The sequence below is a fragment of the Streptomyces sp. NPDC001270 genome (assembly GCF_042896695.1).
Taxonomy (GTDB): domain Bacteria; phylum Actinomycetota; class Actinomycetes; order Streptomycetales; family Streptomycetaceae; genus Streptomyces.
The window spans coordinates 1-15,977 of the sequence record NZ_JBIAXM010000027.1; the positions used below are offsets into that span (position 1 = coordinate 1).

Genomic DNA, 15,977 nt, shown 5'->3' on the forward strand with positions numbered 1-15,977 from the left:
ATAGAGGGCCGCTCCCCGGTTTGCTTAGGGGGGCTTGCCGTCTCGCTTGATAGGTACCGTAGGCAAAGTGAGGGGCTGTGCGCAACCCCCTCTCGCGGTAGAGTTTGATAGCCCCCCTAGGCGCGACGGTTGGAGAGCAGTGGAAGACGACGTGAAGCGGGTCGCTGAGATCGCGGCCCCGGTCGATCGGGCCAAAGCGGCAATCGACCTGATGGCGACCTACCAGGGCCGGGTGCTGGAGCTGTCCCGGATTCGACGCGAGGCGATTGAGGAAGCACAGGCATCTGGCATGACTCAGTCCGAGATCGCCGTGAAACTCGGCGTAAGTCGCGGTCGCGTGGGGCAACTCGCGTCCGCCGGTCCGCCCCCCGAGCGCGCATTCTTCGGCACGGAGCTGGTGACCGTGTCGCTCGGCGGAAAGTACGAAGCGGGCAAGGGCCCCGACCAGAACCCAAGTGAGGTGGTGACCAGGGAAGACCTCGACAACTTCGAGCACCTGCGGAAGCTGCTAGGCAGCATGAAGCTGGACGCTCAGTACGAAGTGATCCCGCCCACGGGCATCGTAAACCTGAACCGGGACAACCACGTGGTCATCTGTGGCCCCCGGTTGTCGCCCATCGTCGCCCAGGTACTGGAAGGCGACGACAACCTTCGGTTTGCGAAGGATCGGGCCTGGCACCTGGTGGACCAGAAAGCCGGGAAGGAGTACCGCTCGCCTATGGACGAGGACGGTTCTGCTGGCGACTTCGGTTACCTCGGACGGCTTCCCCGGCTCGACGGCCGTGGGACGTTCCTCTACATCGCGGGTGTCCACGCCATTGGCGCCAACGGCGTGGTGCACTACCTGGAGAACAACCTCGCTGAGCTGTACCGAGAGGTTCGTACCCGCCGGTTCTCCACCCTCATTTCGTGCCGCTACGACCCCAAGACCCTCGAAGTGTTGGAGAGTCGTCGCGTCACTCCGCTCTACCGACACGAGAGCTGATCATGCGCGTCTGCATTGACACACGTCCGGGCGGTGCCGTTCCCAATGAGGACTGGGTGGCTGGCACCCCCACCCTTGCCGTCGTGCTGGACGGACTCAGCACGGCGGGTCTGGCCACGGGATGCCGCCACGGCGTCCCGTGGTACGTGGCACATCTCGGCAGCCACCTCGTGGCCGCCTTGTCCGAGCCGGAACGGCCTCTCTCGGACGGCTTGGCGGAAGCACTCGAACGCGTGGCCGCTCTTCACCCTGAGTGCGATCTCGGCAATCCAGGCACGCCCTCGACCACTGTCGCGATCCTGCGGCACCGGTACGACGCCCTTGACCACTTGGTTCTTGCGGACTCACCCATCGTTCTCGACGGCCCGCAGGGCCATTCACTCATCACCGACCTACGGGTGGACGACGTACTTCCCGAGTTGAGGGCTGAGGTCGAGAGGCACGAGACCCACACTGAGGGGCACAGGGAGGCCCTACAGCGCCTCGTACTCGCCCAACGGCGAATCCGGAACACGGCGGATGGGTACTGGGTAGCCGCTTCCGGCCCGGATGCGGCAGAGCATGCACTGACCGGAACCACCCCGCTCGGGGAAGTCCGCGCCGCCTCGGTCATGTCCGATGGAGTTTCCCGGCTTGTGACGGAGTACGGCATGGCCACCTGGTCCGAAGTCTTCGCGACGCTCCGCGCCGGGGGTCCTCAAGAGCTGATTGAGACCGTGCGCCAGGTCGAGGCCACCGACCCCACAGGTCGCCGTTGGCCACGCTACAAGTCCGGTGACGACGCCTCCGTGGCGTTCTGCGAATGGTGACCCCGAAGTGGACGAACCCCAAGCTCAGGGGGCGATCGACGAAGCTGTTGGCGTACGCCAACCCGTACGCCAACAGCAGCGCACAACCACAGCCGACCGAAGACGCCCACGGCCTACCTGATCAGGCTCCCAGCCTCCCAGGCACGGCCTGAAAAGCGGAAGGTCGCCGGTTCGACCCCGGCCCCAGCCACCCTCGCTGAACTGCGCAAAGACCCTCGTCGGGAGTATCGACGGGGGTTTTTCACTGTCGCAGGGGGTTCCGGAGCCAGCCTGCCAGGCTCCCCGGGCGTGTCGTGTCGCCCGAGCCGGTGAGCGGTGACGGCCGGGCGGGCGAAGCCGGCGGACTGTCGTTCAACTCGCCCTCAAAGCCGCCCGGTCGGCGGTCGGCGGCCAGGGAGCCGGCCGCGCTGAACCACGTCACCGGGTGACGGCAACCGGGGCAGGGGTAAATCGTTCGCCACCGATTTCCCCGGGATGAGATCCTGGACCGCGTATGTCTGCATATCCCGCTCCCGCCCCAGGCGCCCTGGCCCCCCGGCTGACCGAGTTGTCGCTGCGTGACGCGCACCGACTCGGGCGGCGGCTGGAAGGTGCGCGCAAGATCCGTAAGCCGGAGGCGCGTGCCGCCGTCCTCGCCGAGATCGAGGCGGACATCGCACGGGCCGAAGAGCGTGTCGCCGCACGGCGGGCGCGCGTACCGGCCGTCTCGTACCCCGAACAGCTGCCGGTCAGCCAGAAGAAGGACGAGATCGCCGAGGCCATCCGCGATCACCAGGTCGTGATCATCGCCGGTGAGACCGGTTCCGGCAAGACCACGCAGATCCCCAAGATCTGCCTGGAGCTGGGCCGCGGGGTGCGCGGGATGATCGGGCACACCCAGCCTCGCCGGATCGCGGCGCGTACGGTCGCCGAGCGGGTGGCCGACGAGCTGAAGACGCCTCTCGGGGAGTCGGTCGGCTGGAAGGTGCGTTTCACCGACCAGGTGAACCAGGACGCCACCTTCATCAAGCTCATGACGGACGGCATCCTGCTCGCCGAGATCCAGACCGACCGCGAGCTGCGCGCCTACGACACGATCATCATCGACGAGGCCCACGAGCGGTCGCTGAACATCGACTTCCTGCTCGGGTACCTGGCGCAGCTGCTGCCGCGGCGGCCGGACCTGAAGGTCGTCATCACCTCGGCGACCATCGATCCGGACCGGTTCTCACGGCACTTCGGCGACGCGCCGATCGTCGAGGTCAGCGGCCGGACGTACCCGGTGGAGGTGCGCTACCGGCCGCTCCTGGAGGAGTACACCGAGGACGCGGCGGACGCCGACCGGGACCAGATCACCGCGATCACGGACGCGGTGGCGGAGCTGATGGCGGAAGGTCCGGGCGACGTCCTGGTCTTCCTGTCCGGTGAGCGGGAGATCCGGGACACGGCGGACGCGCTGGAGAAGAGGAAGACCCCGCGCGGCGCCGGCGCCGACTGGCAGCGGACGGAGATCCTGCCGCTCTACGCCCGGCTCTCGCACGCCGAGCAGCACCGGGTCTTCCAGCCGCACTCCGGTCGCCGGATCGTGCTGGCGACCAACGTCGCCGAGACCTCCCTCACCGTGCCGGGCATCAAGTACGTCATCGACCCCGGCTTCGCCCGCATCTCCCGCTACAGCCACCGTACGAAGGTGCAGCGGCTGCCCATCGAGCCGATCTCCCAGGCGAGCGCGAACCAGCGCAAGGGCCGCTGCGGCCGTACGTCGGACGGCATCTGCATCCGGCTGTACTCCGAGGACGACTTCGACGCCCGGCCGGAGTTCACCGACGCCGAGATCCTGCGTACGAACCTCGCGTCCGTCATCCTTCAGATGACCGCGGCGGGCCTCGGCGACATCGAGAAGTTCCCGTTCATCGACCCGCCGGACCACCGCAACATCCGCGACGGCGTGCAGCTGCTCCAGGAGCTGGGCGCGCTCGACCCGGTGCAGAAGGATCCCCGTAAGCGGCTGACGCAGACCGGCCGGAAGCTGGCCCAGCTGCCGGTCGATCCACGGCTGGCCCGGATGGTCCTGGAGGCCGACCGGAACGGCTGTGTGCGTGAGGTCATGGTCATAGCGGCCGCGCTGTCCATCCAGGACCCGCGGGAGCGCCCGGCGGACAAGCAGACCCAGGCCGACCAGCAGCACGCCCGGTTCAAGGACGAGACGAGTGATTTCCTCGCTTTCCTCAACCTGTGGCGCTACCTCCGGGAGCAGCAGAAGGAACGGGGCTCGTCGTCGTTCCGCCGGATGTGCAAGCAGGAGTTCCTGAACTTCCTGCGCATCCGCGAGTGGCAGGACATCTACACGCAGCTGCGGACCGTAGCGAAACAGATGGACATCCACCTCAACGAGGAGGACGCCTCCGACGACCTGATCCATGTGTCACTGCTCGCGGGTCTGCTGTCGCACATCGGCATGAAGGACGTGAAGACCACCGGCGGGGAGAGCGGGAAGGGCGCCGGGAAGAACGAGTACCTGGGCGCCCGCAACGCGAAGTTCGCCATCTTCCCGGGTTCCGCGCTGTTCCGGAAGCCGCCGCGGTTCGTGATGTCGGCGGAGCTGGTGGAGACGAGCCGGCTGTGGGCGCGGGTCAACGCCAGGATCGAACCGGAATGGGTCGAACCGCTCGCCGCGCACTTGGTGAAGCGGACGTACAGCGAACCGCACTGGGAGAAGGACCAGGCGGCGGTGATGGCGTACGAGAAGGTGACGCTGTACGGCGTACCGATCATCGCCGACCGCAAGGTCAACTACGGCCGGATCGACCCGGAGGGGAGCCGCGAGCTGTTCATCCGCAACGCGCTGGTCGAGGGGGACTGGCGCACCCACCACAAGTTCTTCGCGGACAACCGCAGGCTGCTGAGCGAGGTCGAGGAACTGGAGCACCGGGCCCGCCGCCGGGACATCGTCGTGGACGACGACACGCTGTTCGACTTCTACGACCAGCGGGTCCCCGAAGACGTGGTGTCCGGGGCGCATTTCGACTCCTGGTGGAAGCGGCAGCGGCACGAGCAGCCGGACTTCCTGGACTTCGAGCGGGAGATGCTGATCCGGGAGTCGGCGGAGGCGGTCACCAAGGCCGACTATCCCGATGCGTGGCGCCAGGGCCCGCTCAAGTTCCGGGTGACGTACCAGTTCGAGCCGGGTGCGGACGCGGACGGTGTCACCGTGCACGTTCCGCTCCAGGTGCTCAACCAGGTCACGGCCGAGGGCTTCGACTGGCAGATCCCGGGCCTGCGGGAAGAGGTGGTCACGGAGCTGATCCGTTCGCTGCCGAAACCGATCCGGCGGCATTACGTGCCCGCGCCGAACTACGCGAAGGCGTTCCTGGAGCGGGCCGTGCCCCTTCAGGAGCCGCTGCCGGTCACCATGGCGCGTGAACTGAAGCGCGTGGTGGGAGTACCCCTCGAAGCGGACGACTTCGACTGGTCGAAGGTCCCCGACCACTTGAAGATCACGTTCCGTATCGTCGACGAGCGGCGCCGCAAGCTCGCGGAGGACAAGGATCTGGAGGCGCTGCGGCTGCGCCTGAAGCCGAAGGCCAGAAAGGCGCTCTCGCAGGCCGCGGCGGCGACCGCGGAGCGCACCGGCGGCGAATCCCTGGAGCGCTCGGGGCTGACCGACTGGACGATCGGGTCGCTGACCCGCGTCTTCGAAACGCGCCGGGCCGGACAGCCGGTCAAGGCGTATCCGGCGTTGGTGGACGACGGCGACACGGTGTCCGTGCGGCTCTTCGACACCGAGGCGGAACAGGCCGAGGCGATGTGGCGGGGTACGCGCCGGCTGATCCTGCGCACCATCCCGGTGAACCCGGCGAAGTTCGCCGCCGACCGGCTGACGAACCCGCAGAAGCTCGCCCTGTCCGCGAATCCGCACGGCTCCGTGCAGGCGCTGTTCGACGACTGCGCAATGGCGGCGGCGGACCGGCTGATCGCCGATTTCGGCGGTCCGGTGTGGGACGAGGAGTCGTACCGGAAGCTGTACGACAAGGTGCGGGCGGAGATCGTCGACACGACCGTCCGCGCGGTCGGCCAGGTGCAGCAGGTGCTGGCCGCCTGGCAGTCGTGCGAACGCCGTCTGAAGGCGGTGCGCAGCCCCGCCCTGCTGGCGAACCTGGCGGACGTCCGGGCCCAGTTGGACGGGCTGGTGAAGCCCGGATTCGTGACCTGGGCGGGGGTGCGGCGGCTGCCTGATCTGATGCGCTATCTGGTGGCGGCGGACCGCCGGCTCCAGCAGATGGCGACGGGGGTCCAGCGGGACACCACGCGCATGGCGAAGGTGCATGAGATGCAGGACGAGTACGCGTGGCTGCTGGAGCAGTTCCCGCAGGGCCGTCCGGTGCCCGCCGCGGCCCTGGACATCCGGTGGATGATCGAGGAGCTGCGGGTCAGCTATTTCGCGCACGCCCTCGGGACGGCGTACCCGGTGTCGGACAAGCGGATCGTGAAGGCGATCGACGCGGCCGTACCGTAGTCGTGTTGGCACGCTGAGTGAGTTCGACCAAGGGACGCACCCTCCTGTACAGTCTCTTCTCGCAGCGCAACGCACGAATGGCGCCGCGGATCCTCCCCAGTCGTCAAGGCTTCCGGGAGGGGTCGTCTGGTCCTGTGGAGCAGTTTGGAGTGCTCGCCACCCTGTCAAGGTGGAGGCCGCGGGTTCAAATCCCGTCAGGACCGCAGTAGAGAAGGGCCCGTCCCGGGCAAGGGGCGGGCCCTTCTCGTGTTCCCGTGCTCCGCGCCGCCGCGTTCCCCCGCTTCCGTGCCGCTCTACCGGCCGTCCTTGTGCGGCCACTGTGCCGGCCGTCCTTGTGCGGCCGCTGTGCCTACGGCTCCGGTGCCGCCGGAGCGACGACCTGTCCCCGGGTGCGGCAGCGCGGCCGGTTCCCGTGCCGCTGGTTGCGGTGCCGCCGTGCTGCCGGTTCCCGTGCCGCCGTGCCGTTCCGCTTCCGGGCCGCTTCCCGGCCGTTTCCGGGCGGCCCCGCGCGGCCGGATGGGGCCGGGGCGGCCTTGACGGCGTCACATTCCGCGGGTACCCAAGGAAGAGGACCCGTCCCCTCGTACGGGCCCGTGGAGGTGGCACATGGCGGCAGCTGCCAGGCACGAGACGCGGGCGCTCCTGAGGGCGCATCTGTCGGCTGCCACGTCCTACCGGCATCTGACCCGCCACTGCGCGATCTGCCACCGTCTGCTGCGCCTAGCGATGGATTCCGCTCCGCCGGCCGTCGAGGTCCCGGAGGACGCCACCGGGGTCGAGAGCACCCTCCCTGCGTGACCACCGTCGGCCCAACGGCCGTACCACGGTGGGTCGATGGGGCCCGAAGGCGCGCTCCGACAGGGGCCGTGGACAGGACCTCTAGCGCACACAGGCCGACGGCAACAAGCTCCCGAGCATGTGACGGGTGTCACCGAAGGAGTTTTTGAAAAGGTGGCGCTTACGCTTGTCCTACAACTGGTCGATTTAATATGTGCAATTGCACCACTCTCCCGTCCGGTTCACAGTGGTTCCGACACCTCTCCCCAGACTCCGACAAGGCCGCTCACAGACCCCCGCCACCCGGGCCGCCGGCACACAAAAAAGATCGCGCTGGACCCGGCGGAGTCCAGCGCGATCTACGACGCACCCTGTGTCGCTGCCTAGAACACTGCGATCGGCTTGGGCGTGGGCCCTGTTGGGGCAGGTCCCGCGTCGCTTGGAACTAGGGTTCGGGCGCCGCGACCAGTTGGGGGACCAGCCGTTTTGCCCGGTTATGGAGTTGTTCAGGCTTCGCTGCGCTGCTGCGGAATACCCGCGAGCAGTGCGCGGACCTCAGCCTCGCGGTAGCGGCGGTGCCCGCCGAGCGTACGGATGGACGTGAGCTTTCCGGCCTTCGCCCACCGCGTGACCGTCTTCGGGTCGACGCGGAACATCGTGGCGACCTCAGCCGGGGTCAGCAGCGGCTCGGCATCAGGGGTGCGAGCGGTCATGAGCGGCCTCCTCGGGAGAACCGACGTTTCTCGGTTCTTTCCTCTAAATTCTGCACCTTGACCCGCGTTGCCCGATATGGCGGACGCGAGTCGAGTCGGTTATAGGACGAACGGCTTGTCCTCGGCACTACAACTACACCATCTGTCCAGCCGCGTCGGCCAAACCGATGGAATTGCCCTCCCAGGTGTTCATCAGCGACGGAAGCCGATGGACCATGTCATAGCGGACAGTCACGCCACTGTGACGATCAGTCACAGTGGCGTGCAGGTGTCACCAGACCCCCCTAAAGCGAGCAATGCGGAGCCCCTCCCGGACTCCTTGTCCTATTTTGGCACGAGGAGGGGCAAGAGACGCAAGGGCCGCTTAAGTGCAGTCCATCACCCTTACAGGGTCTTGATGACCCATGAGGCAAAAGACCGGATCAGGACCAACGTCCCATCACGTAGGGAAGTGTCGTCGACCGTACGACGTCCCCGCCGTCACGGCCGTGACCCAGGTCACTTTTGACATACCGTCAGTTCGCGGAGCGGAGATCCCGGACCGTCCGCCAGCGTTCCACGAGCCGGCCGTACGCCTCGCCCGCCGCCTCCCCGTCGCCCCGGCGCAGCGCGTCGATGCCCTCGGCCACGTCCGCCGCCGAGTGGTCCCCGGCCAGCTCGCCCGGCGGCACCACGTGCACCAGACCGCCGTAGTCCAGCTCCACCAGCGAGCGCGGATGGAACTCCTCCAGCCAGCGTCCGACGTCCAGCACGCCGTCGATCAGCGGCCCCTCGTCGACCGCCTCCTTGAGCGTGCGCAGCGCCCGCGCCACCCGGCGCCGGGCCTGCACCATCGGCGTGCGGTAGCGCAGCAGCGGCGGCGTCTTCTCGTCCGCGCCCTCGGCGTACTCCCGCTCGTCGTCGGAGACCAGGACGAACCAGCTCAGCGGCACCTGCCAGGTCGCCGTGCGGATCCACGGCCGGGCGTCGGGATTGCGGACCAGCCAGCGCTCGTAGTCCTGGGCGGCCTGGCGGCGCACGACCGGCGGCAGCACCGCGTCCAGGACCGCCGGCGGCAGTTCCCCGGTCGGCTCGCCCAGAGCCTGCCAGCCGCGCAGCCGGGTGCGCCAGGGGCAGACGCAGACCACTCCGTCGACGTCCAGCACGAACGCGTCGCCGCTCTCGTGCACCGGCACCGGGATGGGCGGGGTGGGCAGCAAGTCGGCCAGGGAGCGGCGCAGTTCGTCCTGGTAGGAGGGGCGGTCGGGGCGGCGGGCGTAGCGGGCCCAGTGGCCGCGCTCCGGCTCCGGGAAGGCGGCCAGCGGCTCGTACACACGCAGGTACGTCGCATAGGGGACGATCACCGAGGACACCTTGGGCACGCCTGCTCCCTCCCCATCGGGCCCCGCTCGAAACCCGTGCGCGGCCCGTACTCGGACCCCGTCCGAGCCGCGCTCGGACGGACGGGAAACCACTGCAAATCGTGCCACGCCGAGGGGCCCGCGGACGACGCGCCGAAGTGATCCTGAACACTGTACGGATGGCGGGCGGCACAGGCTCTACGCTCGTGCCACGGCACCCCGCCGCCCTCCCCCGCTACCAAAAGTGCGGGGGTACCCCCAGGAGCCGCGTCTCCACCCGCCGCTACTTACCCGGGAGTCACCACAGTGACCGACGTGACCAACGGCGTCCTGCACACCCTGTTCCACTCGGACCAAGGTGGACACGAGCAAGTCGTGCTCTGTCAGGACCGCGCCAGCGGCCTCAAGGCCGTCATCGCCCTCCACTCCACAGCCCTGGGCCCCGCGCTCGGCGGAACCCGCTTCTACCCGTACGCGAACGAGGAGGAGGCCGTCGCCGACGCCCTGAACCTCGCGCGCGGAATGTCGTACAAGAACGCCATGGCCGGACTCGACCACGGCGGCGGGAAGGCCGTGATCATCGGCGACCCGGAGCGGGACAAGACCGAGCGGCTGCTGCTCGCCTACGGGCGGTTCGTGGCCTCGCTCGGCGGGCGCTACGTCACAGCCTGCGACGTCGGCACCTACGTGGCCGACATGGACGTGGTGGCCCGCGAGTGCCGCTGGACCACCGGCCGTTCCCCGGAGAACGGCGGCGCGGGCGACTCCTCCGTGCTCACCGCCTTCGGCGTCTACCAGGGCATGCGCGCCTCCGCCCAGCACCTGTGGGGCGACCCCTCGCTGCGCGGACGCCGGGTCGGCATCGCGGGCGTCGGCAAGGTCGGCCGCCACCTGGTGCGGCACCTGCGGGACGAGGGCGCCGAGGTCGTGATCACGGACGTGCGCGAGGACGCCGTACGCCACATCCTCGACCAGCACCCCGAGGGCGTGACCGCGGTCGCCGACACCGAGGCGCTGATCCGGGTCGAGGGCCTGGACGTGTACGCGCCCTGCGCGCTCGGCGGCGCCCTCGGCGACACCAGCGTGCCCGTGCTCACCGCCAAGGTGGTCTGCGGCGCCGCCAACAACCAGCTCGCCCACCAGGGCGTGGAGAAGGACCTCGCCGACCGCGGGATCCTCTACGCGCCGGACTACGTGGTGAACGCCGGCGGTGTCATCCAGGTCGCCGACGAGCTGCACGGTTTCGACTTCGACCGGTGCCGGGCGAAGGCCGCGAAGATCTTCGACACCACGTTGGCCATATTCGCACGTGCGAAGGACGACGGGATTCCGCCGGCCGCCGCGGCCGACCGGATCGCCGAGCAGCGGATGGCGGAGGCGCGGACGGCGCACTAGTGCTCCCCTCGCGGAGGCGCCGCGCTCCGCGGTCGCTCGGGTGCGGCTCGGGCACGGCGGGACGCGCCCGCGCGGCGCAGCCGCATGCCGTGTGTCGGCACGGTCACGCGCCCTTCGGGGCGCCACGTTCGCACGTTTGAGCGGTACCCGCCGGACGCAAGGTGGAGAGAACTCTCACTTCGTCCGGCGGGTCGTCCCCCGATAAGTGGTTAAAATCGCCATTGACCAGCGAGGACGGGGCACCTCGAAGGTCCGGTGCGGACGCGCGTCCTGTGGGCGACGTACCGTATGGCCGCGGGCTCAGGTACCGTGGGAGCCCTACGGACCGGCCTCTCCGCGGAGAGTCCGTTCCAGATCATGAACGCGTGTCAGACTCTGGGGCCGTCGAGCCCCGTCGTTGAGGGGGTCGAGCCATGGGGCGCGGCCGGGCCAAGGCCAAGCAGACGAAGGTCGCCCGCCAGCTGAAGTACAACAGCGGTGGGACGGACCTCTCACGCCTGGCCGAGGAGCTGGGCGCATCGACGTCGAACCAGTCGCCGAACGGCGACCGCTTCGAGGAAGATGAGCACGACGACGACTTGTATTCACGCTACGCCGACCTCTATGAGGACGACGACGAGGAGGACGAGGACGGCCAGTCCTCGCAACACCGTCGCGGCGCGTGATGCTTGCAGCGGCCCAGCCGCTTCTTCCCGGTCCGGGGCCCTTAGCACCGGGCCGGGTTTCGTGCTGTCGTCACGGACACCCGGCCCCGCGCCGTCGCCGGACCGGGCCTACGCGTAGTCGCCCACCAGTTCCGCACCCGTGGTGTGCTCGCCCCGGTCGGTGATCTCGCCGGCCACCCAGGCCGGGACGCCACGGTCGGCCAGGGTAGCCAGCGCCGCGTCCGTGGACTCCGCGGGCACCACCGCGATCATGCCGACGCCCATGTTGAGCGCCCGTTCCAGCTCCAGGCACGCCACGTCGCCGACGTTGCCCACCAGGCCGAAGACCGGGCCGGGGGTCCAGGTGGAGCGGTCGACGACCGCGTGCAGGCCGTCCGGGACCACCCGGGCCAGGTTGGCGGCGAGCCCGCCACCGGTGACGTGGCTGAAGGCGTGCACCTCGGTGGTGCGGATCAGGGCCAGGCAGTCCAGTGAGTAGATCCTGGTCGGCTCCAGGAGTTCCTCGCCGAGGGTGCGGCCGAACTCCTCGACGCGGGCGTCGAGGGACAGCCCGGCCTGGTTCAGCAGCACGTGACGGACCAGGGAGTACCCGTTCGAGTGAAGCCCGGACGATGCCATGGCGATCACCGTGTCACCCGTGCGGATGCGATCCGCGCCCAGCAGCCGGTCGGCCTCCACGACGCCCGTGCCGGCGCCGGCGACGTCGAAGTCGTCCTCGCCCAGCAGCCCCGGGTGCTCGGCCGTCTCACCGCCCACCAGCGCGCAGCCGGCGAGCACACAGCCCTCCGCGATGCCCTTCACGATGGCGGCCACCCGCTCGGGGTGCACCTTGCCCACACAGATGTAGTCGGTCATGAACAGCGGCTCGGCACCGCACACCGCGATGTCGTCCATGACCATGGCGACCAGGTCGTGGCCGATGGTGTCGTAGACACCCAGCCGGCGGGCGATCTCGACCTTCGTGCCCACGCCGTCCGTGGCGGACGCCAGCAGCGGCCGCTCGTAGCGCTTCAGGGCGGAGGCGTCGAAGAGACCGGCGAAGCCGCCGAGGCCGCCGAGGACCTCGGGCCGCCTGGTCTTCTTCACCCATTCCTTCATCAGCTCGACGGCGCGGTCGCCCGCTTCGATGTCGACGCCCGCGGCTGCGTAGCTGGCACCAGTGGTCTCAGGCATGACGGTGACTTTCGTGTCGTACGACAGGTGTTACGGACGACGGATCGCGTCCACCGCGGCCGGGACGGCCGGGCCGGCCGCCAGCTCGGTCTCCAGGAGCCGCTTGCCGAGCAGCTCGGGATCCGGCAGCTCCATCGGGTACTCGCCGTCGAAGCAGGCGCGGCACAGGTCCGGCTTGGCGATGGTGGTCGCCTCGATCATCCCGTCGAGGGAGATGTAGGCCAGCGAGTCGGCGCCCAGCGAGACACCGATCTCCTCGATGCTCATGCCGTTGGCGATCAGCTCCGCGCGGGTGGCGAAGTCGATGCCGAAGAAGCAGGGCCACTTGACGGGGGGCGAGGAGATCCGGATGTGGACCTCGGCCGCGCCCGCCTCGCGGAGCATGCGGACCAGGGCGCGCTGGGTGTTGCCGCGCACGATCGAGTCGTCGACGACGACCAGGCGCTTGCCCCTGATGACTTCCTTGAGCGGGTTCAGCTTCAGGCGGATGCCGAGCTGGCGGATGGTCTGCGAGGGCTGGATGAAGGTCCGGCCGACGTAGGCGTTCTTGACGAGGCCGGAGCCGAAGGGGATCCCACTGGCCTCCGCGTAACCGATGGCGGCCGGGGTGCCGGACTCCGGGGTCGCTATCACCAGGTCGGCGTCGGCGGGCGCCTCCTTGGCGAGGCGGCGGCCCATCTCGACGCGGGAGAGGTACACGTTCCGGCCGGCGATGTCGGTGTCCGGACGGGCCAAGTACACGTACTCGAAGACACAGCCCTTGGGCTTCGCTTCCGCGAATCGCGACGCCCGCAGACCGTTCTCGTCGATCGCCACGAACTCGCCGGGCTCGATCTCCCGGACGAAGCTGGCGCCCGTGATGTCGAGGGCGGCGGTCTCGGAGGCGACCACCCAGCCGCGCTCCAGACGGCCGAGCACCAGCGGGCGGATGCCCTGCGGGTCGCGGGCCGCGTAGAGGGTGTGCTCGTCCATGAAGACGAGCGAGAAGGCGCCCCTGACCTTGGGCAGGACCGTGTGCGCGGCCTCCTCGATGGTCAGCGGCTTGCCGTCGTCGTCGACCTGGGCGGCGAGGAGGGCCGTGAGCAGGTCGGTGTCGTTGGTGGCCGCGACCCGGGTCGAGCGGCCGTTGGTGTCCTTCGGCAGCTCGGCGACCATCTCGGCGAGCTGGACCGTGTTGACCAGGTTGCCGTTGTGGCCCAGGGCGATGGATCCGTGCGCCGTGGCACGGAACGTCGGCTGGGCGTTCTCCCACACGGAGGCACCGGTGGTCGAGTAGCGGGCGTGACCGACCGCGATGTGACCCTGGAGCGAACCGAGCGAGGTCTCGTCGAAGACCTGGGAGACGAGGCCCATGTCCTTGAAGACGAGGATCTGGGAGCCGTTGCTGACCGCGATTCCCGCGGATTCCTGACCCCGGTGCTGGAGGGCGTAGAGCCCGAAGTACGTGAGCTTTGCGACCTCTTCACCCGGAGCCCAGACACCGAAGACGCCGCACGCGTCCTGGGGGCCTTTCTCACCGGGGAGCAGATCGTGATTGAGTCGACCGTCACCACGTGGCACGGCACCGAGTGTAGGCGAGATCGACCACTGGTCCGAATTGGCTAACGGCTCTCTGATGCCGCGACGGCATCGGTCCGCCGTCCGTCACGGTTCCGCGACCGCACTGAAGCTTTCGCCGTTTTCCCTGGTCAGCGTGAGAGTGCGATGGTCGATTCGGTACTCGGCCGAGCCGCCGAAGAAGCGCAGCAGGCTCCTTTCCACATGCATGAGTGAGGCGTCGCACATCATTCGGGTGGTGAGGGGAGTGCCCAGAGTGATATGTGAGTCGCGGACCGTGGCATCGGCGGACACGCTGTTGCAGCCGAGACGGCCGGTGACCTTTGCGTGGCCCGTGCCGGATCCGTTGTCCCTGTCGGATCCGTTGCCCGTGCCGGATGCGTGGCCCGTGCTGGATCCGTTGCCCGTGCTGGATCCGTTGTCCCTGCTGAAGACGAGGTGGGCCGAGGCGCCCCGGGGCAGGGAAGCCGCGGTGCCGTCCGCGCCGAGTGCCGTGATCGTCCACTTCGTACCGCGCAACGGGGCGTCCGGCTCGTCGGTCAGCCGGACGGTGTCCCCGGACCGGCTGGTGAGGACCAGCTCGCCGCCGCCAACCCGGGCGGTGAGCGGGTCGTCGGCGAGGGTGCGGGCGAGTGTCCGCTCGAAGTCCATGGGGTCCATGGGGTCCATGGGGTCGATGGGGTCCATGGGGTCGATGGAGTCCACAGGGTCCGTGGGGTTCTTGGGGTCCGGGGGGTCCAGGGGGTCCTTCGTACAGGCCATCATGGTCGTCTGGGTGGCGCCGACGCGGAGGCGGTCGCCGTCGAAGGTGGCTGCGGCGCTGAACTGGTTGCAGCCGTAGCTGCCCCGGATCCGGCCGTCGCCGAACTCGGCGTAGGTGCCGGCCGGGGCGCGCCGGGTCGCACCGTCCACGGTGACGCTGCCGACGTTCCAGTGGACGCCGGTGACGGCCTCCCGTACGGAGCCGGAACCGCCGTCCGCGCGCTCGCCGCCGCAGGCCGCGAGCGGCAGCAGGACGACGGCGGCCATGAGGGTCGTTCGCTGCCTGTTCCTGTCCATGGTTCTTCGACGCGGCAGCCGCGCCGTCGGTTCACTACGCCATCAGCGGCAGCAGCCCGCCGAGGTCCGCGCGCTCCCCGCTCGCGCTGACCTTCGCGTCCGCCAGGGCGTCCGCCCAGGTCAGCCGCCCGCTGGCGAGCCTGATCCAGGTGAGCGGGTCGGTCTCGACGACGTTCGGCGGCGTACCGCGGGTGTGCCGGGGGCCTTCGACGCACTGCACGACGGCGTACGGCGGGATGCGCACCTCGGTGGAGCCGCCGGGCGCGCGCACGGCGAGCGCGTCGGCCAGCAGCCGAGTGGCCGCGGCGAGGGCCTGCCGGTCCTGCGGCACCGCGAGGCCGGGCACGGCGGCGTTCAGGTCGTCGGTGTGGACGACGAGTTCGACGGTACGGGTGACCAGGTAGTCGGCGAGCGGCAGCGCGCCCGCATTGGTCTCCAGGACGCGGGTGCCCGGGTGGGCGTCGAGCTGGGCGCCGAGGCTCTGCTCGACCTCGGCGAGGTAGGCGCCGAGGTCGGGGTGGCGCTCGGCGAGCCGCCGGGTGAACTCGTCGATGGCGGCGGCACTGGCGGAGGTGGCGAACGGCCAGTCGAGGACCGTGCCCTGTGGCCGCGGCGGCTCCGGCCGGTCGAGCGAGCGCCCGACGGCCGTGACCGCCATCCCGATGTGCGCGACGAGTTCGCGCACGGTCCAGTCGCCGAGCCGCGTGGGGAGCGCGAGCTGTTCGGGCCCGAGGGTGCGGACGGCCTCCCGTACATTGCCGAGCTGGGCGAGGACCGCCGCGCGGGTCCTGGCGGGGTCGTAGGTCCGGGTGCGCTTCTTGGCCGGTGGCATGGCGGTGAGCCTAGGCGCTCCGCCGGGGTGGCCTGGTACGGCCCCGCGTCCCTTCAGGGCAGCGGCGCACCTGCGGCGGACCTCGCCCCCGGCCCGGCCCCGCGGTGGTCCGGCCCGTCAGGTTCTCCACGCGAAGGCCCCGCCCGTCGGGAACGTAACGGGCGGGGCCTCGGCGTA

Annotated in this window: 12 protein-coding genes and 1 tRNA gene; 7 read left to right on the plus strand and 6 right to left on the minus strand. The window is 69.5% G+C overall.

All coding sequences use genetic code 11. The annotated features are described in order from the left end of the window. The first annotated feature begins 139 nt into the window (after window positions 1–139). The 5 genes from ACFY2B_RS33755 to ACFY2B_RS33775 all read left to right on the plus strand — a co-directional run bounded on the left by ACFY2B_RS33755 (window position 140) and on the right by ACFY2B_RS33775 (window position 7,087). Complete coding sequence (locus tag ACFY2B_RS33755) at window positions 140–985, plus strand: sigma-70 family RNA polymerase sigma factor (protein WP_390766888.1); 846 nt, start codon at window positions 140–142, stop codon at window positions 983–985. Window positions 986–1,041: 56 nt separating this feature from the next. Beyond that, window positions 1,042–1,794, plus strand: coding sequence for a hypothetical protein (locus tag ACFY2B_RS33760; protein WP_390766889.1), 753 nt, complete (start codon window positions 1,042–1,044; stop codon window positions 1,792–1,794). Between the two features lie 493 nt (window positions 1,795–2,287). Then, window positions 2,288–6,289 (plus strand): ATP-dependent RNA helicase HrpA, encoded by a 4,002-nt coding sequence (gene hrpA, locus ACFY2B_RS33765; protein WP_390766890.1) that lies wholly within the window; start codon window positions 2,288–2,290, stop codon window positions 6,287–6,289. A gap of 128 nt (window positions 6,290–6,417) precedes the next feature. Beyond that, a tRNA-Asp gene (locus ACFY2B_RS33770) sits at window positions 6,418–6,492 on the plus strand. 403 nt (window positions 6,493–6,895) lie between these two features. Further along, window positions 6,896–7,087, plus strand: coding sequence for a DUF6274 family protein (locus ACFY2B_RS33775; RefSeq protein ID WP_390766891.1), 192 nt, complete (start codon window positions 6,896–6,898; stop codon window positions 7,085–7,087). 485 nt (window positions 7,088–7,572) lie between these two features. Here ACFY2B_RS33775 and bldC read toward each other — a convergent pair whose 3' ends face one another. Then, window positions 7,573–7,779, minus strand: a complete 207-nt coding sequence (bldC, locus tag ACFY2B_RS33780) for a developmental transcriptional regulator BldC (RefSeq protein ID WP_003949541.1) — start codon at window positions 7,777–7,779, stop codon at window positions 7,573–7,575. 515 nt (window positions 7,780–8,294) lie between these two features. Beyond that, window positions 8,295–9,140 carry a hypothetical protein gene (locus ACFY2B_RS33785; RefSeq protein WP_390766892.1) on the minus strand — a complete coding sequence of 282 codons (846 nt, stop codon included), beginning with the start codon at window positions 9,138–9,140 and terminating at the stop codon, window positions 8,295–8,297. Window positions 9,141–9,425: 285 nt separating this feature from the next. Here ACFY2B_RS33785 and ACFY2B_RS33790 point away from each other — a divergent pair, with 285 nt between their 5' ends. Beyond that, window positions 9,426–10,514 carry a Leu/Phe/Val dehydrogenase gene (locus ACFY2B_RS33790; protein ID WP_390766893.1) on the plus strand — a complete coding sequence of 363 codons (1,089 nt, stop codon included), beginning with the start codon at window positions 9,426–9,428 and terminating at the stop codon, window positions 10,512–10,514. A gap of 413 nt (window positions 10,515–10,927) precedes the next feature. Continuing rightward, the gene (locus ACFY2B_RS33795; protein WP_376527657.1) at window positions 10,928–11,179 is read left to right on the plus strand and encodes a DUF3073 domain-containing protein; all 252 of its coding nucleotides are present in this window, start codon (window positions 10,928–10,930) and stop codon (window positions 11,177–11,179) included. 108 nt (window positions 11,180–11,287) lie between these two features. On the opposite strand, the gene purM is transcribed toward ACFY2B_RS33795, so the two are convergent. The 4 genes from purM to ACFY2B_RS33815 all read right to left on the minus strand — a co-directional run bounded on the left by purM (window position 11,288) and on the right by ACFY2B_RS33815 (window position 15,800). Next, window positions 11,288–12,352 carry a phosphoribosylformylglycinamidine cyclo-ligase gene (gene purM, locus ACFY2B_RS33800; protein ID WP_390766894.1) on the minus strand — a complete coding sequence of 355 codons (1,065 nt, stop codon included), beginning with the start codon at window positions 12,350–12,352 and terminating at the stop codon, window positions 11,288–11,290. 30 nt (window positions 12,353–12,382) lie between these two features. Further along, window positions 12,383–13,912: an amidophosphoribosyltransferase gene (purF, locus tag ACFY2B_RS33805; protein ID WP_390766895.1), complete on the minus strand. Its 1,530-nt coding sequence runs from the start codon at window positions 13,910–13,912 to the stop codon at window positions 12,383–12,385. Window positions 13,913–13,996: 84 nt separating this feature from the next. Further along, window positions 13,997–14,968, minus strand: coding sequence for an META domain-containing protein (locus ACFY2B_RS33810; protein ID WP_390766896.1), 972 nt, complete (start codon window positions 14,966–14,968; stop codon window positions 13,997–13,999). Window positions 14,969–15,002: 34 nt separating this feature from the next. Continuing rightward, entirely contained in the window at window positions 15,003–15,800 is a 798-nt protein-coding gene (locus ACFY2B_RS33815; protein WP_390766897.1) for a sterol carrier family protein, read from the minus strand. Between the last annotated feature and the right edge of the window lie 177 nt (window positions 15,801–15,977).

Excerpts from the sequence above, each read along its gene's own strand:
- hrpA (WP_390766890.1), top strand. The coding sequence starts at position 2,288 with ATGTCTGCATATCCCGCTCCCGCCCCAGGCGCCCTGGCCCCCCGGCTG.
- ACFY2B_RS33775 (WP_390766891.1), top strand. The coding sequence starts at position 6,896 with ATGGCGGCAGCTGCCAGGCACGAGACGCGGGCGCTCCTGAGGGCGCAT.
- bldC (WP_003949541.1), bottom strand. The coding sequence starts at position 7,779 with ATGACCGCTCGCACCCCTGATGCCGAGCCGCTGCTGACCCCGGCTGAG.
- ACFY2B_RS33795 (WP_376527657.1), top strand. The coding sequence starts at position 10,928 with ATGGGGCGCGGCCGGGCCAAGGCCAAGCAGACGAAGGTCGCCCGCCAG.
- purM (WP_390766894.1), bottom strand. The coding sequence starts at position 12,352 with ATGCCTGAGACCACTGGTGCCAGCTACGCAGCCGCGGGCGTCGACATC.
- ACFY2B_RS33810 (WP_390766896.1), bottom strand. The coding sequence starts at position 14,968 with ATGGACAGGAACAGGCAGCGAACGACCCTCATGGCCGCCGTCGTCCTG.
- ACFY2B_RS33815 (WP_390766897.1), bottom strand. The coding sequence starts at position 15,800 with ATGCCACCGGCCAAGAAGCGCACCCGGACCTACGACCCCGCCAGGACC.